This window comes from Streptomyces sp. NPDC041814, from assembly GCF_055590565.1.
Map to the genome: position 1 here is coordinate 99,756 of NZ_JBVJAM010000017.1, position 24,978 is coordinate 124,733.

At 70.8% G+C, this 24,978-nt stretch carries 27 protein-coding genes and 1 pseudogene; 4 read left to right on the forward strand and 24 right to left on the reverse strand.

From position 1 onward, the window contains the following. Positions 1-231: 231 nt before the first annotated feature. The 3 genes from ACZ6C6_RS32445 to ACZ6C6_RS32455 all read right to left on the reverse strand — a co-directional run bounded on the left by ACZ6C6_RS32445 (position 232) and on the right by ACZ6C6_RS32455 (position 3,827). Positions 232-2,403 (reverse strand): AAA family ATPase, encoded by a 2,172-nt coding sequence (locus ACZ6C6_RS32445; protein ID WP_469208086.1) that lies wholly within the window; start codon positions 2,401-2,403, stop codon positions 232-234. A 103-nt stretch (positions 2,404-2,506) separates the two neighbouring features. After that, positions 2,507-2,734, reverse strand: a complete 228-nt coding sequence (locus ACZ6C6_RS32450; RefSeq protein WP_469208087.1) for a helix-turn-helix domain-containing protein — start codon at positions 2,732-2,734, stop codon at positions 2,507-2,509. A gap of 859 nt (positions 2,735-3,593) precedes the next feature. After that, positions 3,594-3,827: a GntR family transcriptional regulator gene (locus ACZ6C6_RS32455; protein ID WP_469208089.1), complete on the reverse strand. Its 234-nt coding sequence runs from the start codon at positions 3,825-3,827 to the stop codon at positions 3,594-3,596. A 110-nt stretch (positions 3,828-3,937) separates the two neighbouring features. Between ACZ6C6_RS32455 and ACZ6C6_RS32460 the strand changes: the two genes are divergently transcribed. After that, positions 3,938-4,177, forward strand: coding sequence for a hypothetical protein (locus ACZ6C6_RS32460; protein ID WP_469208091.1), 240 nt, complete (start codon positions 3,938-3,940; stop codon positions 4,175-4,177). On the opposite strand, the gene ACZ6C6_RS32465 is transcribed toward ACZ6C6_RS32460, so the two are convergent. Further along, complete coding sequence (locus tag ACZ6C6_RS32465) at positions 4,174-4,485, reverse strand: hypothetical protein (RefSeq protein ID WP_469208093.1); 312 nt, start codon at positions 4,483-4,485, stop codon at positions 4,174-4,176. The two genes, ACZ6C6_RS32460 and ACZ6C6_RS32465, sit on opposite strands and share 4 nt — an antisense overlap. A 445-nt stretch (positions 4,486-4,930) precedes the next feature. Here ACZ6C6_RS32465 and ACZ6C6_RS32470 point away from each other — a divergent pair, with 445 nt between their 5' ends. Both ACZ6C6_RS32470 and ACZ6C6_RS32475 read left to right on the forward strand, forming a co-directional pair. Next, complete coding sequence (locus tag ACZ6C6_RS32470; protein WP_469208094.1) at positions 4,931-5,146, forward strand: hypothetical protein; 216 nt, start codon at positions 4,931-4,933, stop codon at positions 5,144-5,146. 475 nt (positions 5,147-5,621) lie between these two features. Continuing rightward, a complete protein-coding gene (locus tag ACZ6C6_RS32475; RefSeq protein WP_469208096.1) occupies positions 5,622-5,822 on the forward strand; it encodes a hypothetical protein in 201 nt (66 codons plus the stop codon). Positions 5,823-5,996: 174 nt separating this feature from the next. Here ACZ6C6_RS32475 and ACZ6C6_RS32480 read toward each other — a convergent pair. The 16 genes and pseudogenes from ACZ6C6_RS32480 to ACZ6C6_RS32555 form a co-directional block, all read right to left on the reverse strand. Beyond that, positions 5,997-6,899 (reverse strand): annotated as a pseudogene (locus ACZ6C6_RS32480) (DNA-processing protein DprA); the annotation flags it as partial. Then, positions 6,896-8,521 carry a YifB family Mg chelatase-like AAA ATPase gene (locus ACZ6C6_RS32485; protein WP_469208098.1) on the reverse strand — a complete coding sequence of 542 codons (1,626 nt, stop codon included), beginning with the start codon at positions 8,519-8,521 and terminating at the stop codon, positions 6,896-6,898. The gene ACZ6C6_RS32485 and the pseudogene ACZ6C6_RS32480, both read right to left, overlap by 4 nt. After that, positions 8,521-8,880: a YraN family protein gene (locus tag ACZ6C6_RS32490; RefSeq protein WP_469208099.1), complete on the reverse strand. Its 360-nt coding sequence runs from the start codon at positions 8,878-8,880 to the stop codon at positions 8,521-8,523. Before ACZ6C6_RS32490 ends, ACZ6C6_RS32485 begins: the two co-directional genes overlap by 1 nt. An 84-nt stretch (positions 8,881-8,964) precedes the next feature. Beyond that, positions 8,965-9,273: a DUF2469 domain-containing protein gene (locus tag ACZ6C6_RS32495; protein ID WP_043444228.1), complete on the reverse strand. Its 309-nt coding sequence runs from the start codon at positions 9,271-9,273 to the stop codon at positions 8,965-8,967. Between the two features lie 63 nt (positions 9,274-9,336). Then, positions 9,337-9,825, reverse strand: coding sequence for an NUDIX hydrolase (locus ACZ6C6_RS32500; RefSeq protein ID WP_469208101.1), 489 nt, complete (start codon positions 9,823-9,825; stop codon positions 9,337-9,339). After that, positions 9,815-10,564: a signal peptidase I gene (lepB, locus tag ACZ6C6_RS32505; RefSeq protein ID WP_469208103.1), complete on the reverse strand. Its 750-nt coding sequence runs from the start codon at positions 10,562-10,564 to the stop codon at positions 9,815-9,817. The genes ACZ6C6_RS32500 and lepB (ACZ6C6_RS32505) overlap by 11 nt, the downstream gene beginning before the upstream one ends. Positions 10,565-10,613: 49 nt before the next feature. Next, the gene (gene lepB, locus ACZ6C6_RS32510) at positions 10,614-11,510 is read right to left on the reverse strand and encodes a signal peptidase I (protein WP_469208105.1); all 897 of its coding nucleotides are present in this window, start codon (positions 11,508-11,510) and stop codon (positions 10,614-10,616) included. Further along, entirely contained in the window at positions 11,507-12,433 is a 927-nt protein-coding gene (gene lepB / locus ACZ6C6_RS32515) for a signal peptidase I (RefSeq protein WP_469208203.1), read from the reverse strand. Before lepB (ACZ6C6_RS32515) ends, lepB (ACZ6C6_RS32510) begins: the two co-directional genes overlap by 4 nt. After that, complete coding sequence (lepB, locus tag ACZ6C6_RS32520) at positions 12,315-13,376, reverse strand: signal peptidase I (RefSeq protein WP_469208107.1); 1,062 nt, start codon at positions 13,374-13,376, stop codon at positions 12,315-12,317. The genes lepB (ACZ6C6_RS32515) and lepB (ACZ6C6_RS32520) overlap by 119 nt, the downstream gene beginning before the upstream one ends. Further along, entirely contained in the window at positions 13,369-14,139 is a 771-nt protein-coding gene (gene lepB, locus ACZ6C6_RS32525) for a signal peptidase I (protein WP_469208109.1), read from the reverse strand. Before lepB (ACZ6C6_RS32525) ends, lepB (ACZ6C6_RS32520) begins: the two co-directional genes overlap by 8 nt. Before the next feature lie 45 nt (positions 14,140-14,184). Next, positions 14,185-14,535 carry a 50S ribosomal protein L19 gene (gene rplS, locus ACZ6C6_RS32530; protein WP_469208111.1) on the reverse strand — a complete coding sequence of 117 codons (351 nt, stop codon included), beginning with the start codon at positions 14,533-14,535 and terminating at the stop codon, positions 14,185-14,187. A 128-nt stretch (positions 14,536-14,663) separates the two neighbouring features. Continuing rightward, positions 14,664-15,485, reverse strand: coding sequence for a tRNA (guanosine(37)-N1)-methyltransferase TrmD (gene trmD / locus ACZ6C6_RS32535; RefSeq protein ID WP_469208113.1), 822 nt, complete (start codon positions 15,483-15,485; stop codon positions 14,664-14,666). After that, on the reverse strand, positions 15,485-16,057 hold the full coding sequence (gene rimM / locus ACZ6C6_RS32540; RefSeq protein ID WP_469208115.1) for a ribosome maturation factor RimM: 573 nt from the start codon (positions 16,055-16,057) through the stop codon (positions 15,485-15,487). The genes trmD and rimM overlap by 1 nt, the downstream gene beginning before the upstream one ends. Positions 16,058-16,137: 80 nt before the next feature. After that, complete coding sequence (locus tag ACZ6C6_RS32545; protein WP_005311361.1) at positions 16,138-16,377, reverse strand: RNA-binding protein; 240 nt, start codon at positions 16,375-16,377, stop codon at positions 16,138-16,140. A gap of 2 nt (positions 16,378-16,379) precedes the next feature. Next, a complete protein-coding gene (gene rpsP / locus ACZ6C6_RS32550) occupies positions 16,380-16,814 on the reverse strand; it encodes a 30S ribosomal protein S16 (RefSeq protein WP_469208117.1) in 435 nt (144 codons plus the stop codon). A 157-nt stretch (positions 16,815-16,971) separates the two neighbouring features. Next, positions 16,972-17,565, reverse strand: a complete 594-nt coding sequence (locus ACZ6C6_RS32555; RefSeq protein ID WP_018521397.1) for a hypothetical protein — start codon at positions 17,563-17,565, stop codon at positions 16,972-16,974. Between the two features lie 517 nt (positions 17,566-18,082). On the opposite strand from ACZ6C6_RS32555, the gene ACZ6C6_RS32560 reads away from it, so the two are divergent. Beyond that, positions 18,083-18,928 carry an SAM-dependent methyltransferase gene (locus ACZ6C6_RS32560; RefSeq protein WP_469208119.1) on the forward strand — a complete coding sequence of 282 codons (846 nt, stop codon included), beginning with the start codon at positions 18,083-18,085 and terminating at the stop codon, positions 18,926-18,928. A 65-nt stretch (positions 18,929-18,993) separates the two neighbouring features. Here the strand turns inward: ACZ6C6_RS32560 and ffh are convergent, their stop codons facing one another. The 4 genes from ffh to ACZ6C6_RS32580 all read right to left on the reverse strand — a co-directional run bounded on the left by ffh (position 18,994) and on the right by ACZ6C6_RS32580 (position 24,833). Then, positions 18,994-20,544, reverse strand: coding sequence for a signal recognition particle protein (gene ffh, locus ACZ6C6_RS32565; protein ID WP_469208121.1), 1,551 nt, complete (start codon positions 20,542-20,544; stop codon positions 18,994-18,996). A 98-nt stretch (positions 20,545-20,642) separates the two neighbouring features. Continuing rightward, positions 20,643-23,096: a [protein-PII] uridylyltransferase gene (locus ACZ6C6_RS32570; RefSeq protein ID WP_469208123.1), complete on the reverse strand. Its 2,454-nt coding sequence runs from the start codon at positions 23,094-23,096 to the stop codon at positions 20,643-20,645. 52 nt (positions 23,097-23,148) lie between these two features. After that, positions 23,149-23,487 carry a P-II family nitrogen regulator gene (locus tag ACZ6C6_RS32575; RefSeq protein ID WP_018102395.1) on the reverse strand — a complete coding sequence of 113 codons (339 nt, stop codon included), beginning with the start codon at positions 23,485-23,487 and terminating at the stop codon, positions 23,149-23,151. Next, complete coding sequence (locus ACZ6C6_RS32580; protein WP_469208126.1) at positions 23,484-24,833, reverse strand: ammonium transporter; 1,350 nt, start codon at positions 24,831-24,833, stop codon at positions 23,484-23,486. Before ACZ6C6_RS32580 ends, ACZ6C6_RS32575 begins: the two co-directional genes overlap by 4 nt. Positions 24,834-24,978: the final 145 nt, after the last annotated feature.

A 24,978-nucleotide genomic window follows, 5' to 3' on the forward strand; every position in this document is an offset into this window, starting at 1 on the left:
GATTCTGTAAGTTTGATTTCTATTTCTTCTCGCTATCTCCCACACCGGCCCCCCACGCCCCCACGCGCCCCACTCCCCTATGGGGGGGGAGTGGGGGCGTGGATGGGGTGCCACGTGGGATGCCACGTGGGGGCGTGGACCCCCTCTGACCGGCCAGGCTTTCCCACCCAGCAAGTCCACGCAGGGCCCCCACGTGGCCCCCCTGCCCGGGGGCCCAGTGCGTGGGGGGGCCTAGGTCAGCCGGTACTCGACGGTGCCGTTCGCATCGCTGTACGCGATGACGTCAGGCCGCTTCTCGCGGAACTTGCGGAACCCTTCCGAGACGGCGTCCTTCGACTTGAGCACTTCGCGCTTCTTGCGGTTCTGCTCCAGCCACGCGAACACGTCAGCAGGGCTCGCCGTGCCGAGTGCCTTGGTGGCCTCGTACAGCAGCTTCTGACCGGCCGACAGCGCCCGGGGTCCATCGCTGGCCGACTCGCTGTCGGCCCGACCCACGCTGACCTCGTACCGCATCGGAGCCGTCAGGCTGTCGGGGTCGGTGCTCCACACTTCGCGCGTCGCGGTGAACTCCTGCGGGGCGATCTCGCTTCCGCTGAATGCCCAATTCATCTTGACCCGGGTGCGCTTCGTGACCTCGTCGACGATGCCGCCTTCGGCGATGCCAGCGGTGGCCAGCACGCGGCCCCACTCCTGGAGGCCGACGCCCGTCATCTGGTCGGTGCCAGCTGCCGAGCCCTTCTTGAAGTGGTGGACGATGACCAGGGCCGCGTCTTTGCTCGACACGATGACCTGGATCTCACGCAGGGTCTCGCCCATCTCGGCCAGGTTGGTGCCGTTGGCCGATCCCTGACTCAGGTAGAACGGGTCGATGACGACCATTACCGGATTGACCGTGTCCATCCACTTCCGGACGATCGCCAGGTGTTCGGCCTTCGTAATCTGAATCGGCATTGTGCAGATCTGGATGGGCAACGAGGCCGGGTTCACGCCCTTGTGCTCGGCGATGGCCCGGATTCGCCGGATCGTGTTTCGCTTGCCGCCCTCACCGATGATGTAGATCACCGGGCCGCGCTTGCACTGGAACTCGCCGAACCACCGACCACCGGACGCCACCGAGACCGCCAGGTCGAGCGCCGACCACGTCTTGCCCGCCTTCTTCTGGGCAGCCAGCACGCCGTATGCGTCCTCGGGCCACAGGCCCTGGATGAGCCACTGCGGCGCGTCCATTGCGTCGACCTCGGCCATCATGTCGGCCAGGCTCATCACCTCGGGCTCGGCGATGGCCTCGTCGGAGATGCCCGACAGTTCCCGGGCGACATCCTCACGGGCGACTGCCAACGCGCGCTGTTCGACAAGCTTGCGCTTGTAGTCGGCGGTATCGCGTACGGCCTCACGGACGGCGTCCAGGTCGCCAGCCTCGACCAGTTCGGCGATGGTGCTCTCGGCCTTCGCCTGCTCACGTCGCCAGACGGACTCAGCGATCTTCTGAACCCGGCCGTCGTCCATGGGGTCGGACGACCCCGCGTTGTACGCCCGGAGCTTCGCGAACAGCGCCGTCACGTTGCGAACGCCTTGGGCCTCGAACCCGGCCACCTTGGTCAGCCAGTCGTCACCCCGCTCCGGGTGGTCCCTCGGCAGCGACAGGCAGTCCGCCAGCGTCCGGCACTCAGCGAGGCTGACCGGCACCCGGGGCAGCTCTACGTGGTAGGCCCGGGAAGACCCTCCGGCGGCTCTCGGAGCCGCTCCGAGCACCCACCGGGGCACCGGGGCCGGGGGCACATCCGTGAGGGCCTCGTAGATACCCTCCGTCCGGCTGCCCGGCACCATCACGTACTGAGTCGCGCCGTGCTTGAAGTCCACGTAGTCGCCCAGGCTCTTGCCGTACGCCTCGTGGTCGGCGTCGTCCGGCCACGCGTAGACGTACTGAGTGCCGCCGCGTCCGGTTCGATAGGTCAGCGTCGACACGAGCTGACCGTGTTCGGCCTCCAGCGCCTCCAGCGTCTCAGCACCGGTCTTGCCGTCGTTCGTGTCGACGTCCACCACGCACCGATCGGCCAGCGTCTGACCGAAGTTGAGCTTGCCGGACCACTTCCGCCACCAACCCAGGATGACGTCACGGTCGGTCGTCGCGTCCTCGGACCCGTCATTGGTCCGGGGGTGCTTTCCGGGGCTCGGGCAGCCGTTCTTGTAGCAGGTGCAGACGCCGTGACCGTTGATGGTGTGGCACGGGAGGATGGCCACACCTCGGCCCGCCAGGGCGAGGGCGTTCGCCAGCACGCCGCGCGAGTCATCCGCAGCTTGCATGCCGCTCAAATCGCGTGCTTCGCTGGTCCCGGTGTTGTGGTGGATCTCCTGGCCCTCGGTTGTGGCGACCGGGGGTCGATCCATGTTCGCGGTGGTCATTCGCCCTCGCCTCCGCCCTGGGTGGTCTCCTTGCGGGGGCCGAAAATCAAGCGGATGAGCCGACGACGCTCAGCGTCCGTCATGGGACGCGCGTCCTTGGCGATCATGCCGACACCGCCTCTCGGCTGGTCCGGCTGATCAGGTCGGTGTACTCGATGCCCAGCGCATCGGCGAGACGGCCGATCGTGTCGAGGGTGGGGACCTTGCGGCCACACTCCCAGGCGTTCACCGCGATGCGGTTACCGGCCACCTGGCGGCTGAGCTGGCCCTGACTGATGCCTTGCTGTTCGCGCACTCGGCGCAAGGCGTCGGGGTCGAAACGGAGTGACATGGCTATCCCACTTCAAGGAATGCCCCAGGGTCGGGCGCAGCAGAAGCGGCGTCACATCCATACCTATGGCTACTACCTGAACACCCCCGGCTCGGTAGCCTCGTCGCCGGGTGCCATCCCAGAGGAACATGCCATTTCCCGGGGCGGCAAGACCTGCCGGACGTTGCGTTCTGCGCAAGTCCGCTGATGCCGTCAGCAGCCTTTCGCGGCTGTCACGGGAGGTGACGAGTTTCAACACGAGAGGTCACGGCCGGCCGGAGCCTGATACCTCAACATGACGCCCGGCCATCTGGGACTCCGGCCAGCGCGCCGGGCATGCCCCGCTCCGGGCTTCCGTGGGGTCTCCGGCGGCCTCTCGTACCCATTCCGGGGGTCCGTCCGCCCCCGCCAGCGCGAGGGACAAACGTGGCCAACTCCGGCCGTTTCAGGTAGACTTGAGGCATAGAGAGCGTTCGTTGAGCTATCGCCACAGCCGGTTCGACTCCGGCAATCACACTTACGGTTGGCCTGGCACTTTGGCACTTCTATGAGTTCACCAAGGCTGTTCGCGCGTTCCGTAAGAGCAACACCCAGGGCACTCGCCCTGATCACACAATTTCAAAGCACAACGTGGAGGTTGGCATGAAGGTTATTGCATTTCTTATGTCAGCCGTGAGCGTGATTGTGGCAGCGGGTCACGTGGCGGCTGCTGAGTGAACGGTCTCTGACCGAAGGGGCACCCAGACGGGGTGCCCCTTCGGCGTTCCTGCGACCACCCTCGCCCCGGGCTCCCGTGGGGTACGGGAGCGCACAGAAGACCGCCCCGGGCCGTCTGGGCCCGGGGCGGTCTCTCGTGGCCTTCCGTGGGGTCTCTCTGGGCTTACTTGTCGGCGACGAAGGTGCCCAGGCCCAGCTCGGTGCGGACGACCCCGGTCGTGCGCAGGTGCGCCAACGCCTTCTGCGCGGTCGACGCGGCGATGTTGAAGTCGGCGCTCAGCTCGACGATGCCCGGCACGCGGCTGCCCGGCGGGTAAGTCCCGTCGGCCACGCGCGCCTCGATGATCGCGGCCACCTGCCGCCAGATCGGACGGCTTCGATCAAGATCCCCAGTCACCCTCTGACCGTAAGAGCACGCCGTTAGCCGCGCTACCGCAGTAATATGCGATAGCGCGACATCACGATATCGCGATACCTGCTGGTCAGGACGACGAGGGGACGGGACGCATGCACGAGAAGCCGCAGACGACGTTGAGCCACGGAACATTGCCGTATCCGGCCGGCACGCTGGTTGAAGACACGGTCTCGGAGCGCACGGGCCACCTGGTCGGCGTGATCGAGGAGCGCACCAAAGAGGGCGGGCGAGTGGTCGGCCGCCAGGCGTACCTGCGCCCACAAGGCGGGGGCATCGAGTGGGACGTGCCCTTGGAGCGCATCAAGCCGGTGCCCGAGGCCGACAAGGCTTAGCTACTCCCCCGGGCGATGGCGTCCCGGACGAGGTCTTCCCATCCGAGGTCGGCGGCCACCCGCAGCGCGTCCTTGGACACCACGGTGTCGCGGACGACGCGGCGCACGGGGTGGCCGCCGACTCCGGCCTGAATGATCAACGACTTGAGCTTGGCGTCATGCCCCGGCGCGAACTTGCTCTGGGTTGTCGCGGCGCAACCGGTGGCCTTCAGCTGCCACACCTTGTCGCCACTGGGCTCCTCGTGCACCAGCACCTCGAACGAGTAACTGCCGCACATACAGGCGGTGTTGGGGTTCTGTGTAGTCATGGCGAGGATCATAAGTGCGGAATACGTGGTTCTGTGACCGATCATCCGGAATGGCCGGATCGAGTCCGCCGCGAGTCCCACAACGGGAGCGACCCGCACCTCAACTACCGAGGTTGCGGGGCGCAGTTGCGCTATCATGGCGACTGAGGGTCACAGTTGGCCCTCCGCACCTGGGCGACCCGATTGCACCGGGAACCAGGACGCCGCCCCGTTGGAGCTCGGGGCCCCCTTCTCAATTCCGACAGGGGGCCTGACGCACAGGCCGTGAAGACGGGGCTGCCGCCGAAAGAGACGTAGTACCTGCACAACCCGGGCCACCATTGGCCCGCCCGAGAACATTTGCGCCGCTGTGCGTCAAGCGCGGGTGTCTCGGTCCGAACCGTAGGGTTCGGATCGAGGCTGCCTGCGCACCCGATCCGACCCATGACAGGGAAGGTCAGGATCGGTGGACGGCATCACCATCATCATTCTCGGCATCGCTGGCGTGGCCTCAGCGCTGCTCATCGTGATCAAGGCGTGTCTGGACCAGGTGCCCGACGTCATCGACTCGGCCGGACGCGCTCGCGACTCGTGGCAGCGCTTCAAGAGGCCCAACTCGTCGCCCCCGGCGGACGAGCCGCCCCAGGCGGACGACGACGAGGAGCCGCCCCTCGCTGCATAGGTCGTCCCGACCTCTTGTCACTTGCCCCCGTCCAGTCAACGCGACTGAGACGGGGGTCACTTGTCTCAGATGGAGCTGCGCGTGTGGACGCGCTTGGCCTACCATCAATTCTGCGTGTGGGAGGTTGCAAGCTCTCGCACGCAGTCGAAGCCCTTTGCTTCGCTTCTTGTGATCTGCATCCAGATGGTGCAGGGAGTTCCAGGAGGCGCGAGACCGGGATGAGGCAGGCGGGTCGGATACCTGCTGGTCACGTCCAATCGATGTCGGCTCGCAAGGTTGCTTGAGGAGCATTCGACTCGCCACGAACTGTATGAACGCACTGTTTTGCCGAGCGCGCCCGCCTCGGCCACTGAGACACCCAGCGTTGCGTCGAGCGCGGGGCTTCTCGGTTCGAGCCACTTCACCGTGGCCGAGCTGACGAATGCCCTGCGCAAGAGACCCGGCTCGGTCACCTGTCTGAAAGGTACTGAGACTGTTGGACGCGGCCGTAACGCTCGGCATCCTCGCATTCTTTGGCGTGCTGTCGATCTTGCTCTTCGCCATCCGTGGTTTCCTCGACCAGCTACCTGACGTTTTCGCTTCGGCACGTCGCGCCCGGGTCGCCTGGCGCGACATGAAACGGGAGCGCACCGAGGAAGAACAGTCCGAGGAGTCGCAGTCCCAGCCGACCGCATAGGCCGTCGCGGGCTCCGGTGGCACCACGGAGCGCACGAGACCCCGCCCCGGCCTCCCAGGCCCGGCGGGCACACGAGAGGCCCGGGAGAATGCCCTCCCGGGCCTCGTGCTGGCGCGGCTACGCGGCGATGGCCATGCGGAACCGGATCGGAGCCAGAGTGGCAGCCCCGGAAAGAGGTGTGGGGACGCCCATCGTGAAGCGCCCCAGCCGCTGTGCGACCCGCGCCGTCACCAGCGAACCGCTGCGGTACTCCGCCTCCACGACCACCGTCCCCCGCGTCAACGCGGCGATCACCCTGTTCCGCTGGACGAACCGGCTGCGCGTGGGGTGCTCGGACGGCGGCAGCTCACCGACGACGAGCCCCTGCCCGGCGACCCGCGCGATCAGCTCGGCATGGCCCGGCGGATAGACCACGTCCACCCCGCAGGCCAGCACCGCCACCGTCGCCCCGCCCGCCGCCAGCGCACCCCGGTGCGCAGCGCCGTCCACCCCGAAGGCGGCGCCCGAGACCACCACCCAGCCGCGCTCCGCGAGCCCCGCGCCCAGCGTCGTCGCCATGTGGGCCCCGTACGGGGTGCAGGCGCGGGCGCCGACCACGGCGACCGAGCGCAGCGCCCAGAGCCGCAGATCGGGCCCGCCCCGCACCCACAGCCCGGTCGGCCGCGCGTCGCCCAGGTCGTCCAGCTGGGTCGGCCACTCGCGGTCGCCGGGGCAGACGAAGCGTCCGCCGACCGCGGCGACGGCGGCCAGGTCCCGCTCCGGGTCGGCCCGGTCCGCCCGGAGCCGGTAGCCCGCGAGACGCCGCGCCGTCATGCCTGGCAGCCGCTCCGCCTCCCCGGCCGGGTCCGTGATGCGCCGCCACAGTCCGACCGCGCCGCACTCCCGCAGCCACCGGCCGCCCCGCTCGTCGCCGGGCTCCAGCACCCGGGTCAGTGCCGACCGGGCCAGCCGCTCCGCCGCGCCCGCACCCCCGGCGGCCTCCGGGCCCACCCGCGCGCCCGTGACTCCGCCCGCACCCGGACCGGCGCCATACCCGGATCCGCCTCCCCCGGGTCCGCCTCCCCCGCGCCCCGTCACGGTGCCCCCGCCCCCAGCGGCACCCCGCGCGGGATGCCGCTGCGCAGCTCCAGGGCCGCCGCCACGTCCGAGGCGTCGGGGCGGGACGCGCCGCGCAGGTCCGCGACCGTCCACGCCACGCGCAGCACCCGGTCCAGGCCCCGGGCCGTGAGCAGCCCGCGCTCCATGTCCCGCTCGGCCGCCATCAGCGCGCCCGGGGCAGCGGCCAGCCGGGTCCGCAGCTCGTGGCCGGGCACCTCGCTGTTGGTCGTCCAGGGCGTCCCGGCCAGCCGTTCGGCCGCGCGCTCCCGGGCCTCCCGCACCCGCGCGGCGACGGTCGCCGTGGACTCGCCCCGGCCGGCCCGCCCCATCAGGTCCTCCCGCGTGACCGGTGCGACGGTCACCCTGAGGTCCACCCGGTCGAGCAGCGGTCCGGAGAGCCTGGCCTGATACCGCCGCACCGCCGACGGCGGGCAATCACAGCCCCCACCGCTCAGGGTGTGCCGCCCGCAGGGGCACGGATTGGCGGCGAGCACCATCAGGAACCGCGCCGGCAGCCGCACCACCCCCGCGCTGCGGGCCACCACGACGTGCCCGGACTCCAGCGGCTGGCGCAGCGCGTCCAGCGTCTTCACGGAGAACTCCGGCGCCTCGTCCAGGAAGAGGATTCCGCGATGGGCGAGCGAGACCGCACCCGGCCGGGGCAGTCCGTTGCCCCCGCCGACCAGCGACTGCATGGTCGCCGAGTGGTGCGGCGCGCAGTACGGCGGCCGGCCGATCAGGGGCTCGCCCGGTGGCAGGATGCCCGCCACCGAGTGGACGGCGGTCACTTCGAGGGATTGCTGCCGGGTGAGCGGCGGCAGGATCGCGGACATACGCTCGGCCAGCATCGTCTTGCCGGCGCCCGGCGGACCGGTCAGCAGCAGATGGTGGCCGCCGGCGGCGGCGACCTCCAGGGCCTTGCGCGGCTGCTCCTGACCTGCCACGTCCGCCAGGTCCGGCCGGGCGCCGTCCCCGGCCGCCGGGCCCCTGGCGAGGCCGGTGCCGAGCCCGGCACCGGGCACCATCAGCCCGGCGAGCATCGGGTCGGGGCGGCCCTCGTCCTGGGACCGCCGCTCCTCCGGCACCGGCTCGTCGCACAGCACCGCGATCAGCTGCCGCAGGCTGCGCACCCCGAGCACGGAGACGCCGGGGACGAGGGCCGCCTCGCCCGCGGTCTGTTCCGGGACGACCACCTGCCGGTACCCGGCGTCGGCCGCCGCCAGGACCGCGGGGAGCACACCCCGCACCGGGCGCACCCGGCCGTCGAGACCCAGCTCCCCGATCATCACCACGTCGGCGATCGACTCGGGGTCGATCCGCTCCGCCGCGCCCAGCACCGCACAGGCGACGGCCAGGTCGAAGCCCGATCCGCCCTTGGGCACCGAGGCCGGGGAAAGCCCCACGGTGAGCTTCTTCTGCGGCCACTCCGCCCCGGAGTTGACCACGGCCGCCCGGACCCGGTCCCGGCTCTCCACCAGGCTCTTGTCGGGCAGCCCCACCAGCGTGAACGCCGCCACACCGGCCTCCAGGTCCGCCTGGACCTCCACCACCACGCCCTCGACGCCGACCAGGGCGACCGAGCAGGCACGTGCGAACCCCATCAGGCCACCCCCCGCGCGTGCTCGGCCAGGGGTGCGCCGCGCTCGGGCAGCACCACCCCGACCAGATCGATGCGCACTCCGCCCGGCGGCGGGCCGCCGTGCCGCTCCAGCCAGAGCGCGGCCAGCCTGCGCAGCCGCTCGGCCTTCGCCGGGGTGACCGCGGCCATCGGATGTTCGTACGCGCCCGATCTGCGGGTCTTCACCTCGCAGATGACGAGCGCGTCCCCGTCCATCGCGACGATGTCGATCTCACCGGCGCGACAGCGCCAGTTCCGTTCCAGAAGGGACATGCCGGCGTCGGTCAGCAGCCTCGCCGCCAGATCCTCGCCGTACCGCCCGAGAGCCGCCCGTGCGTTCATGTCGGCACCACCTCCGGCACCGACTCTGACGCGTCCGCCCTACTTCAGTGGATCTTGGTGGACAGGCGGGCGATTGTGGATAACTCAGCCACCCGGAAGTTCGAGATCGCTCTTGTTGAGCTCCTCGATGTTGACGTCCTTGAACGTGAGCACGCGTACCTGCTTCACGAACCGGGCGGGCCGGTACATGTCCCAGACCCAGGCGTCCGCCATGGACACCTCAAAGAACACCTCGCCCTGGACCGAGTGCACTTGCATCTCGTAGTCGTTGGTGAGGTAGAAGCGCCGTTCGGTCTCGATCACGAATTTGAACAGACCGACGACATCGCGGTACTCCCGGTAGAGCTTCAGCTCCATCTCGGTCTCGTACTTCTCGAGGTCCTCGGCGCTCATTGGCATGTTCCCCTTCAGCCGTGCGTTTCCCCATTGTGCGCCGGGCTCCGGCGCCCCGGCCGCTCAGCCGCTTCCGGGGGCCAGGTCCACCGGCGTACGCGGAGGGCCCTCGTCGAGCAGCCTCCGGAGCAGGTCGGCGAGCCCGGTGGGGTACACCGTCTCACGCGCCGCCAACAGTTCGGCGGAGGTCCACCACCTCAGCCCTGTGACACTGCGGCGTTCCAGCCATGTGTGGCCGCTGGTGTCCGTGGCGGTCTGTGCCGTACGGGCCAGGAAGTACCACTCGTCCTGGTCCCATCGCCGGCCGTCGAAGGTGAAGGAGCACGAGCGCCGCCAGATCACCGGGCCCAGTCCGACGTCGGTGATCCCCGTCTCCTCGGCCAGCTCGCGCAGCGCGGCCCGCTCGTGCGTCTCGTCGCCCTCCAGGCCGCCGCCCGGGGTGAACCACCAGGTGCGGGCCGGGTCCTCCGGTTCGAAGCCGTGCATCAGCAGAATCCGGTCGTCCGGGTCGAGGAGCACCAGGCGGGCGACCCTGCGCACCTCAGCGGACACCGGCGGCCGCCTCGGGCTTCGCACTCCGCTTCGGCCGCGCGGCCCGGGCCGCCAGCGGGCCGTACGCCGCTCCGCCCAGGATGAGCACGATGCCCACCGCCATGGCGGTCAGCTGGAGCCTGAGCGGCCCGGCCGACGAGACACCGCCCGGCAGCGCGGCGAACGCTTCGGGCCGGTCGATCATGGAGCCCAGCGGCCAGGCGACGGCGTCGATCCTGGACTCCACGGCCGACCGGGGCACCGAGCCGTGCATGGCGTCCTCCAGGTGGACCCGGGAGTCCAGCGAGACCGTGCGGTCGTCGCCCAGCAGGAAGAGCTGGCCCTTGGGCACCTCGGCGGTGAAGTCCTGGGCCGAGGCGCGGCCGGGCGACCGCAGATACGGTTCGTCCATGGGTATGCCGTTGACCGTGAGGCGGCCGTCCTTGCCGCAGCAGGCGATCTTGTCGCCGCCGACGCCGACGACCCGCTTCACCATCGGGGTGTTGCCCCACTCCGGGTCGTTGAACACCACCACGTCACCGCGCCGGACCTCGCCGCCGTCCACCCGCTGGGCGAGGACCTTGTCGCCCGCGTCGACCGTCGGTGACATCGACCCGGTGGGGACCGTGTACGGCTGGTAGACGAAGGCGCCCCAGACGAAGCCGCCGAGGAAGAGCAGGCAGCCGAGCGCCACCGCCGCCCCGGACAGCCTGCTGCCGAGCCGGCCGCGGCCGTCGTCCGTACGACCTGTTGCACCCATACCGGCGTCCCCCATCGGAGATCGACAATCGCTGATCCGCGTGGGCACCCTACCCGGCAGTACGTCCGGCGGTCAGCCTCCGCCTGCGCCGGATGACGAACGGAACCGCGCCCGCGAGCCCCAGGACGCCCGGTGCGGCACCGGCCGCGGCGCTGATGCCGGGCTGGTCGAAGGTGTCCGGGACGGAGAGCACGGACCAGCGGTTCACCGGCCACGCGACGACCACGGCCCGGCCCACGACCTGGCTCACCGGCACGAAGCCCTTGTTGGCGTCGCTGGTGTGGTAGCGGGAGTCCGCCGAATCCTGGCGGTGGTCGCCCATGACCCAGATCTTGCCGTCCGGCACCTTGAACGGCCCGAAGGGCATGTCGTCGCAGGCGCTGTTGCCGGGGAAGATGTACGGCTCGGTGAGCGCCTTGCCGTTGACCTCGACCGGGCCGCCCTTCTTGCACTCCACGGTGTCACCGGCGACCGCGATCGTCCGCTTGATCAGGTCCTTCTCCTCGGCGGACGGCATCAGCCCGACGAAGCTCAGGAACTTCTGCGCGGCGTTGGGCTTCGGGGTCGGCTCACCGTCCAGCCAGCCGTCCGGATCGTGGAAGACGACGACCTCGCCGCGCTCCGGCTCCGAACCGAACCACGGCGTCAGCTTGTCCACCAGGACCCGGTCGCCCCGCTGCAACGTGTTCTGCATCGAGTCCGACGGAATCGAGAACGCCTGCACCAGGAACGTCTTGATGAACAGGGCCAGGACCAGCGCGATGCCGATGAGGAGCGGCAGCTCCTTCCAGAACGGCCGGTCGTTCTTCTTCTTTCCGGCCTGCGGCTCCGCGTTCTTGTCCGCCTCGGGCTCAGCCGCGGAAGGCTCCGGGGCCGAGGATTCTGCGGCGGGAGACTCGGCGGACCGCGCCTGTTCGGACTGTGCTCCGTCTGCCAGGTCGCTCACGCGTCGTTCCTCACTGTGCCGGCGGTCGTGGTCCGGCGCCGCCTGCGCCAGAGCACCAGGGGCACCGCCCCCGCGAGGCCGATCACCCCGGGGGCCGCCGCGGCGGCGGCGTTGATGCCGGGCTGGTCGAAGGTCTTCGGGATCGGGAGGGTCGCCCAGCGGCTGACCGGCCACGCGATCACGATGGCCCGGCCGACCACCTCGTCGTTGGAGACGGTGCCGTTGCCCGGCAGGTTCTGGTGGTACCGCGAGTCCAGGGAGTTCTGCCGGTGGTCGCCCATGACCCAGATCCGGCCCTTGGGCACCTTGATCGGGCCGAACGGCTCGTCGTCGCAGGCGCTGTTGCCCTCGAAGATGAAGGACTTGTCGTCCAGCGCCTTGCCGTTGACCTCGACCGGGCCGCCCTTCTTGCATTGCACGGTGTCACCGCCGATCGCGATGACCCGCTTGATGAGGTCCTTCTCCTCGGCCGAGGGCATGAGGCCGATGAAACTGAGGAACTTCTGCACCGCGTTCGGCTCGGGGGCCTGGCTGTCCTCCAGCCAGCCGCCCGGGTCGTGGAAGACGACGACCTCGCCGCGCTCCGGCTCCGAACCGAACCACGGCGTCAGCTTGTCCACCAGGACCCGGTCGCCCCGCTGCAACGTGTTCTGCATCGAGTCCGACGGAATCGAGAACGCCTGCACCAGAAACGTCTTGATCAGCAGCGCCAGTACGAGGGCGACGCCGATGAGGAGCGGCAGCTCCTTCCAGAACGGGCGGGGATTCTTCTTCCGGGCCGTGCTGCTCCCGGACGCGCCGCCGTCACTTTCCGCCCCGCTCACCGTCGTCCCGTCCTCCGCCGCACCGGCGGGCTCGGAATGTGCCGGACGTCCCGGCCGGTCCTCGGGTTCGTCGTGTCCGGATCGTGCGCCGACCGCCAAATCCCCCACATCCACTCCTTACTCCGTGCCACCGCCCGCGCCCTAGCCGACGCAGGCCCACCACTCCCATAACGAGCGGGAGTTCCGCAGGGGTCGGGAGCCGGATCAATCCGCCTGGATCTTTGGACACACTATTCGACGGCCCCGAGGCGGCCCCCGTACCGGCGCGCGCGTCCGGGACCGAGGCGAAGGCCGCACGCTCCTCCAGGCCGGCCCAGTGCCCGAAGGGCCAGACGATCCATTTGGCCCGCCCCACGACCGCGTCCTCGGAGATCGTGCCGTTCGCCGTCTTGTCCATGTGGAAGCGCGAATCGGCGGAATTGGAGCGGTGGTCCCCCATGACGAAGAGGCGGCCCGCCGGAACCTTTACCTCGAATTTGATGGTGGAGGGTGAATCCCCGGGATAGACGTACGGTTCCTCGACCGCCATGCCGTTGACGAGGAGCCTCCCGTCCGACGCGCAGCACTTCACGGTGTCGCCGCCGACCGCCACGACCCGCTTGATCAGATCCTGCTCGTCGTCCGACGGCAGCAGCCCGACGAAGGTGAGCACCTGCTTCACCTGCTTGACGACGACGGGTGACTCCCCGGGGCTCTCCTGGGTCGGCGGCGGCCAGTCCGAGGGGTTGCGGAACACGACGACATCGCCGCGCCGCGGCTTCGAACCGAACCAGGGCGTCAGCTTGTCCACGAGCACCCGGTCACCGATCCGGATGGTCTGCTCCATCGATCCGGACGGGATCACGAACGCCTGCACGAGGAAGGTCTTGAGGACCAGCGCGATCAGCAACGCCACCGTGATCAGCAGCGGGATCTCCCGGAGCGCCGATCCGCGGCGCTTCCGTTTCACCTTGCGGGCCAGCTTGCGCCGCTCGGCCCGGGTGGGCAGGGAGCGCGCCCCTCCGTCCGCCGCCGGGGCACCGTGGCGCCCGTGGCTACCCATGCGACGGGCCGGGTGCCGGTACGGAGTCGAAGGCGGCGGTCCCCGGCAGCGAGCCCACCCGGCCCAGCGGCCAGCCGAACCAGTCGACCCGCCCGATCACCCGGTCCACCGGCACCATGCCGCCGCCCGGCTCCCCCAGGTGGTCCCTGGAGTCCCGGGAACGGGCGCGGTGGTCGCCCATCATCCACAGGGTGCCCTCCGGCACCACGATGTCGAATGGCACCTTCGAGGGCGCGTCCCCGGGGAAGAGGTAGTCCTCGTCCAGCGGCCGGCCGTTCACCTCGATCCGGCCCCGCGCGTCGCAGCAGACCACCCGGTCGCCCCCCACGCCCACCACCCGCTTCACGAAGTCGGTCTCGGCGGGCTCGGCGAGCCCGAGGGACGCCGCGGCCCCGCGCAGCAGCGCGGTGACGGGGTTCTGCTCCGCCCCCTCGCGCACGAACGAGCCGGTGCCGTCGAAGACCACCACGTCACCGCGGCGGGGGACGTCGCCGAAGCGGTACGCCAGTTTGTTGACGAGCACCCGGTCGCCCACCCGGAGCGTCCGCTCCATCGAACCGCTAGGGATCAGGAAGGGCTGCACCACGAAGGTGCTGAAGAGGAGCACGAACACCGCGCAGACCGCGCCGAGCGCGAGCACGCCCCGCCAGGACCTCAGTCCGGCGATCCGGTCGCGGACACGCGAAGAGCGCGACCCCTCCCCCGGACCCGTATCGGGTGCGGAGGAGAGATCGCGCTCCTGGAGTTCTGCTTGCGTGTCCATCGGGGCCAGAGCTTAACCGGACACCCTGTGGACGAGGCAGTCAGCTCAGCGGTCGCGCTTCTCCTTGATCTTCGCGGCCTTGCCGCGCAGCTCACGGAGGAAGTACAGCTTGGCGCGACGGACGTCACCGCGGGTCACGAGCTCGATCTTCTCGAAGATCGGGCTGTGCACCGGGAAGGTGCGCTCGACGCCGACGCTGAAGGAGACCTTGCGGACCGTGAAGGTCTCGCTGACGCCCGCGCCCTGGCGGCGGATGACGACGCCCTTGAACTGCTGGACACGGGAGCGGTTGCCCTCGATCACGCGGACGTGAACGTTGACCGTGTCACCCGGGCGGAAGGCCGGGAGGTCGGTACGCAGCGACGCGGCGTTGACGTCGTCGAGCAGGGAAGCCATGTTGTCTGCTTTCTTCGCCGATGCCACAGGTCATCGACGGGAGAGTGATGAATGCTAGGGGCCGGTCGCGTCGGACGGGCGTCGTGTCCCCCTGTGGCAGGGGCGCACGCCGGACGGACAGCAGCGGCCTATTCTTCCACGGCCTCGGGCCTGCGCCAAAATCGGCCACCCGGCTCCGGTGACCAGCCGAGGATGGACAGCATCTCCCGGTCCTTCTTGTCGAAGCCGGACGCCTCCCACCGCTCGATCAGATCGGGCCGGTTGGCGGCCGTACGGCGCAGCGCCTCGTCCCGCCGCCAGCGCGCGATCCGCCCGTGGTGGCCGCTGAGCAGCACATCGGGGATGGACCGGCCGCGCCACTCGGGCGGCTTGGTGTAGACGGGCCCCTCCAGCAGATTGGCCATCGCGCCGGGGGCGAAGGAGTCGTCCTGGTGGGAGGCCGCGTTGCCGAGGACGCCGGGCAGCAGCCGGGCCACCGCCTCGGTGATCACCAGCACAGCGGCTTCCCCGCCGGCCAGCACGTAATCGCCGATGGACACCTCGACCACCCGCATCCGGGTGGCGTACTCCTCGGTCACGCGCCGGTCGATGCCCTCGTAGCGGGCCGGGGTGAAGACCAGCCAGGGGCACCCGGAGAGCTCGACGGCGAGCTCCTGTGTGAACGGCCGTCCGCTCGGCGTGGGCACCACGAGGACCGGGGCGTGCGCGCCGGCCTCGTAACCGTCCGCGAGGGCCTCGTCCAGGGCCTCGCCCCAGGGCTCGGTCTTCATGACCATCCCGGGGCCGCCGCCGTACGGGGTGTCGTCCACGGTGTTGTGCCGGTCGTACGTCCAGTCGCGGAGGTCGTGCACATGGACATCGAGGCGGCCGGAGGCACGGGCCTTGCCGACCAGGGAGACGTTCAGCGGTTCCAGGTACTCGGGGAAGATCGTGACGACGTCGAGCCGCATCAGGCGTCCTCGGCCTTCGACGCGGACTCCTCTTCCTCGCGCGCGGAGGCCACGACCGCCTCGCTCGCGTCGATCAGGCCGGGCGGCGGGGTGATCACCGCGCGCTGCTCCTCCAGATCGATCTCGGTGACGATCTCCTCCACGAACGGGATCATCACCTCGCTGCCGTCCGGCCGCTCCACGATGAAGAGGTCCTGCGAGGGCAGGTGCGTGATCTCGGTGATCCGCCCGATCCCGGTGCCGTCGGCGAGGACCACGTCCAGGTCCATCAGCTGGTGGTCGTAGAACTCCTCGGGGTCCTCCGGGAGCTCCGCCGGGTCGACGTCGGCGATCAGCAGGGTGTTGCGCAGCGCCTCGGCGGCCGTACGGTCCTTCACACCCTCGAAGCGCAGCAGCAGCCTGCCGCTGTGCACCCGGCCGGTCTCGATCGTCAGCGGGCCCGCCGTGGCGGGGTCGGTGGCCAGGACGGCGCCGGGCGCGAGCCGCAGCTCGGGCTCGTCCGTGCGCACCTCGACGGTGACCTCGCCCTTGATGCCGTGGGCGCGACCGATCCGCGCGACTACCAACTGCACCTTATGTCTCTCCTGTCGTACGACGACGGGCCGGGGCGGGCGCTTGGCCCTCCCCGGCCCGTGCCGGTGTTCAACTTCTGTCAGCGAACCTGGTCCACATCGACGAGGTCGACACGGATGCCACGGCCGCCGATGGCGCCCACGACGGTACGCAGCGCGCGTGCGGTGCGGCCGTTGCGGCCGATCACCTTGCCGAGGTCGTCGGGGTGGACCCGGACCTCAAGCACACGGCCACGGCGCAGGTTGCGCGAGGCGACCTGCACATCGTCGGGGTTGTCGACGATGCCTTTCACGAGGTGCTCGAGAGCCTCCTCGAGCATGCTCAGGCCTCGGTCGACTCGGCGGAGGAGGCAGCAGCCTCGTCCGCCTTCTTGTCGGCCTTCTTCGCCTTCGGCGTGATGGCCTCGCCCTTCGACTCCTCACCGTCGCCGGAGAGGGCCTCGAACAGGGCGCGCTTGTCGGCCTTGGGCTCCGGCTGCAGCAGCGGCGCGGGGGCCGGGAGGCCCTTGTGCGCCTGCCAGTCGCCGGTGAGCTTCAGGATCGCGAGAACCGGCTCGGTCGGCTGGGCGCCGACGGACAGCCAGTACTGCGCACGCTCCGAGTTGACCTCGATGCGCGACGGGTTCTGCACCGGGTGGTACAGACCGATCTCCTCGATGGCCCGGCCGTCACGGCGGGTACGGGAGTCGGCGACGACGATGCGGTAGTGAGGCGAACGGATCTTGCCCAGACGCTTCAGCTTGATCTTGACTGCCACGGAAGTGGTGTCTCCTGGTCTATGACGTGGTTGGGCACAACGAAGATGCCACGTGGGGTTGCGGTACTCGGGTGCCCGATGGACGCGTCAGCCGGAGGAGAGAGGGGTCCTGTGCGACTGTCGAGTACAGCTAGCCATTGTGCCACACCCCGTCGGCTCACCCCACCGCGACCGCGGTCTCCGGGATTCTGAACGGCTTTCCGCAGCCGCCGCAGACGATCGGCGCCTGGGCGAGGACCGAGGGGACCACGCGCACGTTGCGGCCGCAGTCGCAGACGGCCTTGACCCGCACGCCCCCTCCGGAGGAGCCGTGCCGGGCGGCCGGGCCGCGGAAGGAGCGCTTGGTGTCGGCGGCGGTGGCCACGGTGTGCGCCTTGAGGGCGCGCTGGAGCCGTTCCGTCGTCGGCCGGTAGCGGCGCTTGGCCTCGGGGTTGAGCGTGACCAGCGAGAAGCCGCTGCTGGGATGGGGCTCCTCGGCATGGTCGAGGCCCAGCTCCTCGGCGATCGCCAGGAATCGTCGGTTGTGATAGCGGCCGGCGCGCGAGGTGTCGCGGACACCTCTGGCGGCGGCGATGCCGTGGACTGCCTCGTGGAGCAGTCGCTCGAAGGAGAGCTCGGCGCCACAGGCGGACGAGGACTCTCCGATCAGGGACTCGGGTGCGGCGAGATCGGGCAGCTCGGGGTGGTACCGCTGAATGTCGGCCCACGCCTGCGCCAGCTCTGCGGCAAGTACAGGTGGTGTCGTGCTCACGTCGTGACCAACGAGCGCGGGGCCCTCGGTGTTCCGATTCCGGGCCATCCCAAATATTTTGCACGTACCAGTCGGTTGACCTTCATGCGTCGCGACGAGGGCCGGGTGCGCTGATCTGCGGAGAAGCCTCACAGCTCGCACCAAGCCGGTACGTAGCGACGCGTACGCCTGCGCGCGTAGACGCGGTACGCGCCCCCTCCGGGGGCGGACGGCAGGGGCGAGGGTACCCGCACCGCCGTGACGTGCTCGACGTGCCCGCACCGGCGTGTCGGGTCAGACTGGGACCGGCAGAGGACGGGACGGACCCCCGGGGCGTCCCCGCCGTCCGGGTGCGCCGGTGCCGTCGTGCGCCGGACGGCAGTGCGGACAACCACGCCCCGCAGACCTCTGGACGCGGCGGCGGATGCGCAGTTCTCTGGCATACGGGGGAAGCGCGCGTCACCAGGACGGGACGGCCGTCCACTCGGGCACGACCGATCGGCAGAACCGGCAACCTCGGCGGATTGGGGCGCATTCCATGACACCAACGCTCGTTCGGCACCACCGGCACACGGAGTCGTCCGCCCCCGCGGACGGCGCCTCCCGCGCCCGCGACTGGGCGGAGATCCAGGAACGGATGCTGGCACCGCTGTACGAAGCGGTGTACACGCGGCTGGAGGTGGGGCCCGCCACGCGGATGCTCTCGCTCGGCTGCGGCTCCGGCCTGGCGCTGCTGATGGCCGTGGGCCGGGGCGCCGCGGTCACCGGAGTGGACACCGACCCGGACCGCCTCGCCCTCGCCCGGACCCGGCTGCTGCCCGCACCGGACGATCACGCCGCACCGGCCTCCGCACCGCTGCTCACGGACAGCGTCGCCGAGGCGGCGGAGGACGGGCCGCACCACCTGATCACCGCGTTCACCCCGATCGGCTGCGAGGCGGGCGACGGCGAGGAACTGGTGCGGGCGCTGGAGACCGCCGTGCCGTCGGCGGACCGGCGCGCCACGGTCGTCCTGACCGGCTGGGGCCCGCCGGAGCGGTGCGCCACGGCGGCGGTGCTCCGGGTGGCCGGGCGGCTCGCCGACGACGGGCGCGGACCGGGCGGCGGCTGGCGGGGGCCGCGCCGCGACGATCTGGAGGACGTGGCCTTCCGGTCCGAGCTGCGGCCGGACGGCTCCGGCCGGGTGGCCTGCCCGTTCGGTTACGCGGACATGGACAGCGCGGTCCGCGGCCTGCTGTCGACCCGGCTGTTCGAAGCGGCGGTCCGGGCGACGGACCGGTGGCAGGTGGAGAAGGAGCTCGCCGAGGCCCTGCACCCGCACCGGCGGCCGGACGGCACGGTGTGGATGTCCAACGTGTTCCGGTACCTGGTCTGCACGACGTGAACGTACGCCGGAGGGGCGCCCACCGTGTACGGTGCGCGCCCCTCCGGCATGACGTGGCGTGATCGTCAGCCCATGAACTTCTTGAACTCGTCCGGCAGCTCGAAGTTCTGATCGCCCTGGCCGGCGGGCAGCCCCGGGACGTTGCCGTTCTGCGCGGCCTCGCGGCGGGCGGCCGCGGCCTGCTCCTCGGCCTTGCGCTTCATCGGGTTGCCGCTCTTGCGCTTCCCCTTGGCCTGCTTGACCTGCTTCTTCTGCCGGCCCGGACCGCCGCCCATGCCCGGCATCCCGGGCATCCCCGGCATGCCGCCGCCCTGCGCCATCTTCGACATCATCTTGCGGGCCTCGAAGAACCGCTCGACCAGGCCCTTGACGGCGGAGACCTCGGAACCGGAGCCCTTGGCGATACGGGCCCGGCGCGAGCCGTTGATGATCGTCGGGTCGGCCCGCTCCTTGGGGGTCATCGACTTGATGATCGCGGCCATGCGGTCGATGTCGCGCTCGTCGATGTTGTTGATCTGGTCCTTGATCTGCCCCATGCCGGGCAGCATGCCGAGCAGCTTGGAGATGGAGCCCATCTTCCTGACCTGCTCCATCTGGGCCAGGAAGTCGTCGAACGTGAAGTCCTTGCCCTTGCTGGACGCCAGCTTGGAGGCCATTTTGGCGGCCTCTTCCTGGCTGAAGGTCTTCTCCGCCTGCTCGATCAGGGTGAGCAGGTCACCCATGTCGAGGATCCGGGACGCCATGCGGTCCGGGTGGAACGCGTCGAAGTCGTCCAGCTTCTCGCCGTTCGACGCGAACATGATCTGCTTGCCCGTGACGTGGGCGATCGACAGGGCGGCACCGCCGCGGGCGTCACCGTCGAGCTTGGAGAGCACCACGCCGTCGAAGCCGACGCCGTCGCGGAACGCCTCCGCGGTGTTGACCGCGTCCTGACCGATCATCGCGTCGACCACGAACAGGATCTCGTCCGGGCTGACCGCGTCGCGGATGTCCGCGGCCTGCTGCATCAGCTCCTGGTCGATGCCGAGACGGCCGGCGGTGTCCACGATCACGACGTCGTACTGCTTGGTCCGGGCGTGCTCGATGGAGTCCTTGGCGACCTGGACCGGGTCGCCGACGCCGTTGCCCGGCTCGGGGGCGTACACCGCGACACCGGCGCGGTCGGCGACGACGCTCAGCTGGTTGACGGCGTTGGGGCGCTGGAGGTCACAGGCGACGAGCAGCGGGGAGTGGCCCTGGCCCTTGAGCCAGAGGCCGAGCTTTCCGGCGAGGGTCGTCTTACCGGCACCCTGGAGACCGGCGAGCATGATCACGGTGGGCGGGTTCTTGGCGAACCGCAGCCGCCGGGTCTCGCCGCCGAGGATGGAGATGAGCTCCTCGTTGACGATCTTGACGACCTGCTGGGCGGGGTTGAGGGCCTGGGAGACCTCTACGCCGCGCGCCCGCTCCTTGACGTTGGCGATGAAGGACCGGACGACGGGCAGCGCCACGTCCGCTTCGAGCAGGGCGATACGGATCTCGCGAGCCGTGGCGTCGATGTCCGCCTCGGACAAGCGGCCCTTGCCCCGGAGGTTCTTGAAAGTCGCGGCAAGGCGGTCGGAGAGAGTATCGAACACGGCGCTCGTCGGTCCTCAGGGTCGGGGGCGGGTCGGGTCAGTAGGTTCCCAGGGTATCCGGACGCCGGAGAACGCCAAGACCTCGCCCGGTTCCGGCCTCAGCCGAGCGCCTTCTCGACCTTCTGGGCCAGCTCCGCCGCCCGCTGCGCCGACAGCGGCGCCCCGTCGGTGTCCGTGACGTAGAAGGCGTCGACGGCGTTCGCCCCCAGCGTCGACACGTGCGCGCTCCGCACCCGTACCGCGCTCCGCTCCAGTGCGTGCCCGATGCGGTGCAGCAGCCCGGGCACGTCCTGTGCGCGGACCTCGATCACCGTGGCGAGCCGGGAGCCCGCCGGGGCCACCGTCACCCGGGGCGGCGGCGCCTTCACACCGCGCCGCCGGGGGTAGGCGGCCTCCCGCTCGGCGAGGCGGGCGGGGATGTCCAGGGTGCCGTCCAGGGCCCGTACGAGGTCGGCGCGGAGCCGGTCGGCCCGGGGCAGCGAGCCGTATTCGGCGGCGACGCGCCAGCTGAGCAGCAGCAGGTCCGCGGAGTCCCCCAGCTCCGTGGGCAGTTCCACGGCGCGCAGGTCCGCGGCGCGGACGGTGAGGCGGTGCAGGGCGAGGACGCCCGCGGCGGCGGGCAGCACGCCGGGCCGGTCGCGCAGGGCGATGAGGAGTTCGACGCCGACCGGTTCCGGGGCGTCCCCCTCCTGCGGGGTCTCGGGCCGGGTGTGCAGGGCGAGGACGGGGGTGCCGGTGCGCAGGGCCTCGATCGCGAGGCGTTCCTGCTCGGCGCTCGGGGCGACGGGCTCGGGGTCCTCGGGGGCCTCCCCGGCCAGGACCTGGGCGACCCGTTTGACGAGTTCGGTGACGAGGGAGGCGCGCCAGGCGGACCAGGCCGCGGGCCCGGTGGCCAAGGCGTCGGCCTCGGTGAGCGCGTGCAGCAGCTCCAGGGTCGCGGCGCTGCCCACGGCGTCGGCGACGGCGCGGACGGTGGCCGGGTCGTCCAGGTCGCGCCGGGTGGCGGTCTCGATGAGCAGCAGGTGGTGGCGTACGAGGGTGGCGATGACGCCCACGTCGTGCTGGTCGAAGCCGATGCGGGCGGCCATGTCGCGGGCGATGACCTCCCCGGCGACGGAGTGGTCACCGGGCCAGCCCTTGCCGATGTCGTGCAGCAGGGCGGCGACGAGGAGGAGGTCGGGGCGGCCGACGCGGCGGGTGAGCGAGGCGGCGCGGACGGCGGCCTCGACCAGGTGGCGGTCGACGGTCCAGGTGTGGACGGGGTTGCGCTGGGGACGGCAGTGGACGCGTTCCCAGTCGGGCAGGAGGCGGGTGATCAGCCCTTCCGCCTCCAGGGCCTCCCAGACGGGGATCGTGGCCTCGCCCGCGCCGAGCAGCGTCACCAGCTCCTCGCGGGCCTCGGCGGGCCAGGGCACGGGGAGCGGCTGGGCGGTGGTGGCGAGGTGGCGTACGACGTGGCGGGAGAGCGGCAGTCCGGACTGGGCGGCCGCGGCGGCGGCGCGCAGGACGAGCACCGGGTCGCGTTCGGGCCGGGCGGTGCGGGCGAGGACGGCCTCGCCGTCGGCCTCCACGACGCCGTCGGCGAGCGGGGTGCGGTCCGGGGCGGGGGTCCGGCCGCCGCCGAGCAGGGCGCGCAGCCGGGGCCGGGCGGAGCGGGCGCGCAGGACCCGGTTGACCTCGCGCCAGGTGACGTCGGTGGCGTACGAGACGGTGCGGGCGGCCTCGTAGACCTGGCGGAGCAGGGCGTCGGCGTCGAGGAGGCCGAGGGCCTGGGCGACCTGGTCCTGTTCCTGGAGGGCGAGCCGGTCGGTGGCCCGCCCGGTGGTGAGGTGCAGGGCGTCGCGGGCGTCGAGGAGCGTGCGGCGGGCCTCGGCGAGTCCTTCGCGGGGGGCGTCGGCGACCCAGGAGGCGGCGACGGCGCGCAGGGCGGTGACGTCGCGCAGGCCGCCCCGGGCCTCCTTGAGGTCGGGTTCGAGGAGGAACCGCAGTTCGCCGTGGCGTTCGGCGCGTTCGCGGCAGAGCTCGTGGAGGCCGGGGAGGCGTTTCGGTGCCTGGTTGCGCCAGTCGGCGAGGATCGCGGTGCGCAGGGCCGCGACGAGGCCGAGGTCGCCGGCGACGGGGCGGGCGTCGAGCAGTCCGAGCTGGACCTTGAGGTCGTCGGCGGCGGTCTTCCGGGCTTCGGCGGGGGTGCGCACGGAGTGGTCGAGGGCGAGGCCCAGGTCCCAGACGGGGTACCAGATCCGGTCCGCGAGGGCGGCGACGGCCGCGGGGTCGGCGCTGCCGTCGTGCAGCAGGAGGAGGTCGAGGTCGCTGCGCGGGGAGAGCTCCGACCGGCCGTAGCCGCCGACGGCGACGAGGGCGGCGCCCCGGACCCCGGCGTGCTGGGCGGCGCCGGTGAACAGGGCGGTGAGCCAGTCGTCGGTGAGGGCGGCGAGGGCCGCACGGCGCGGCGGCCCGGGCCGCTCCTTCTCCTGGAGAAGGCGCAGCCGGGCCGCCGCGTAGCCGCTGGGGCGCGAGTCCTCGGATCCGGTGGTCGCTTCGATGCTCGTCACCCAGCTGCCCTTTCCGTGTGCGGAACCGTGCGAAACAGTCGGCGGGGGCCGGTCAGAGGGCGTCCGGGCCGCGTTCGCCGGTACGGACCCTGACGGCCGTCTCGACGGGGACGGTCCAGACCTTGCCGTCGCCGATCTTTCCGGTGCGGGCGGCCTTGACGACGACGTCGAGGAGCTGTTCGGCGTCCTCGTCCTCGACCAGGACCTCGATGCGGATCTTGGGGACGAGGTCGACGGTGTACTCGGCGCCCCGGTAGACCTCGGTGTGGCCGCGCTGACGACCGTAGCCGCTGGCCTCGGTGACGGTGAGGCCCTGGACGCCGAACGCCTGGAGGGCTTCCTTGATCTCGTCGAGGCGGTGGGGCTTCACGACTGCGGTGATGAGCTTCATGCGTCCACCTTCTTGTTCGTCGGGGCGGCCGGTCCGGGGGCGGGGGCGGCGGTACGGGAGGCCGCGCCGCCGCCGGCGCCGCTGAAGTCGTACGCGGTCTCGGCGTGTTCGACCTGGTCGATGCCGGAGATCTCGGCGTCCTCGTCCACGCGCATCCCGAGGATCTTGTCGACCACGAAGGCGAGGAGCGCGGAGACGACGAGAGAGTACGCGAGGACCGCGAAGACGCCGACGGCCTGCTTGCCGAGCTGGTCGAGCCCGCCGCCGTAGAAGAGGCCCTTGGCGTCGGACTGGACGCCGCCGGTGGCGAAGAAACCGATGAGCAGGGAGCCGATGATGCCGCCGACGAGGTGGACGCCGACGACGTCGAGGGAGTCGTCGTAGCCGAACTTGTACTTGAGGCCGACGGCCATGGCGCACACCACACCGGCGATGGCACCGACCGCGATGGCTCCGAGGGGGCTGACCGCGCCGCCTGCCGGGGTGATGGCGACGAGTCCGGCGACCGCGCCGGAGGCGGCGCCCAGGGTGGTGAAGGCGCCGTGGCGGATCTTCTCGTAGGCGAGCCAGGCGAGCATGGCGGCGCCGGTGGCGACCTGGGTGTTGACGAACATGACCGCGCCCACGCCGTCGTCGTTGCCGAGCCAGGACCCGGCGTTGAAGCCGAACCAGCCGAACCAGAGGAGACCGGCGCCGAGCATGACGAGCGGCAGGCTGTGCGGCCGCATCGGGTCCTTCTTGAAGCCGACCCGCTTGCCGATCACCAGGATCACGCCGAGGGCCGCGGCACCCGCGTTGATGTGGACGGCCGTACCGCCGGCGAAGTCGATGACGCCGAGCTCGAACAGCCAGCCGCCCGCGCCCCACACCCAGTGCGCGACCGGGAAGTAGACGACGGTGACCCACAACGTGATGAACAGGGCCCAGGAGGTGAACTTGACGCGGTCGGCGAGGGCACCGCTTATCAACGCGGGCGTGAGGATGGCGAACATCAGCTGGAACACCGCGAAGACGTAGACCGGGATGGTGTAGCCGTCCCAGAGTTCCGTGACGCCGATCCCGCTGAGGCCGACGAAGTCCTGGCTCCAGCCGATGACCGATCCCGCGTCGGTCCCGAAGGCGAGGCTGAAGCCGTACAGCACCCACAGGACCGTGACGATCCCGAGGCTGATGAAGCTCATCATCAGCATGTTGAGGGTGCTCTTGACGCGGACCATGCCTCCGTAGAAGAAGGCGAGGGCCGGGGTCATGAGCATCACCAGGGCCGAGCAGATGAGCATGAAGCCGGTGTTGGCGGCAGACAGCGTCGGGGTGTCTGCGGCAAGCGTCGTGATGCCTGGGGGCATCGGCGTCTCCTCGTCGTCGGTGCGGCCGCGTGCGGGCGGTGGGGGCACAACCACTGCGGGACCACTGGGAAAGGTGCGGGCCGGTTATGAGCCACGAGGTTCGCCCAGCGCCGTTTCGGCCGGTGCGCCGCGATGTTTCGCGGCA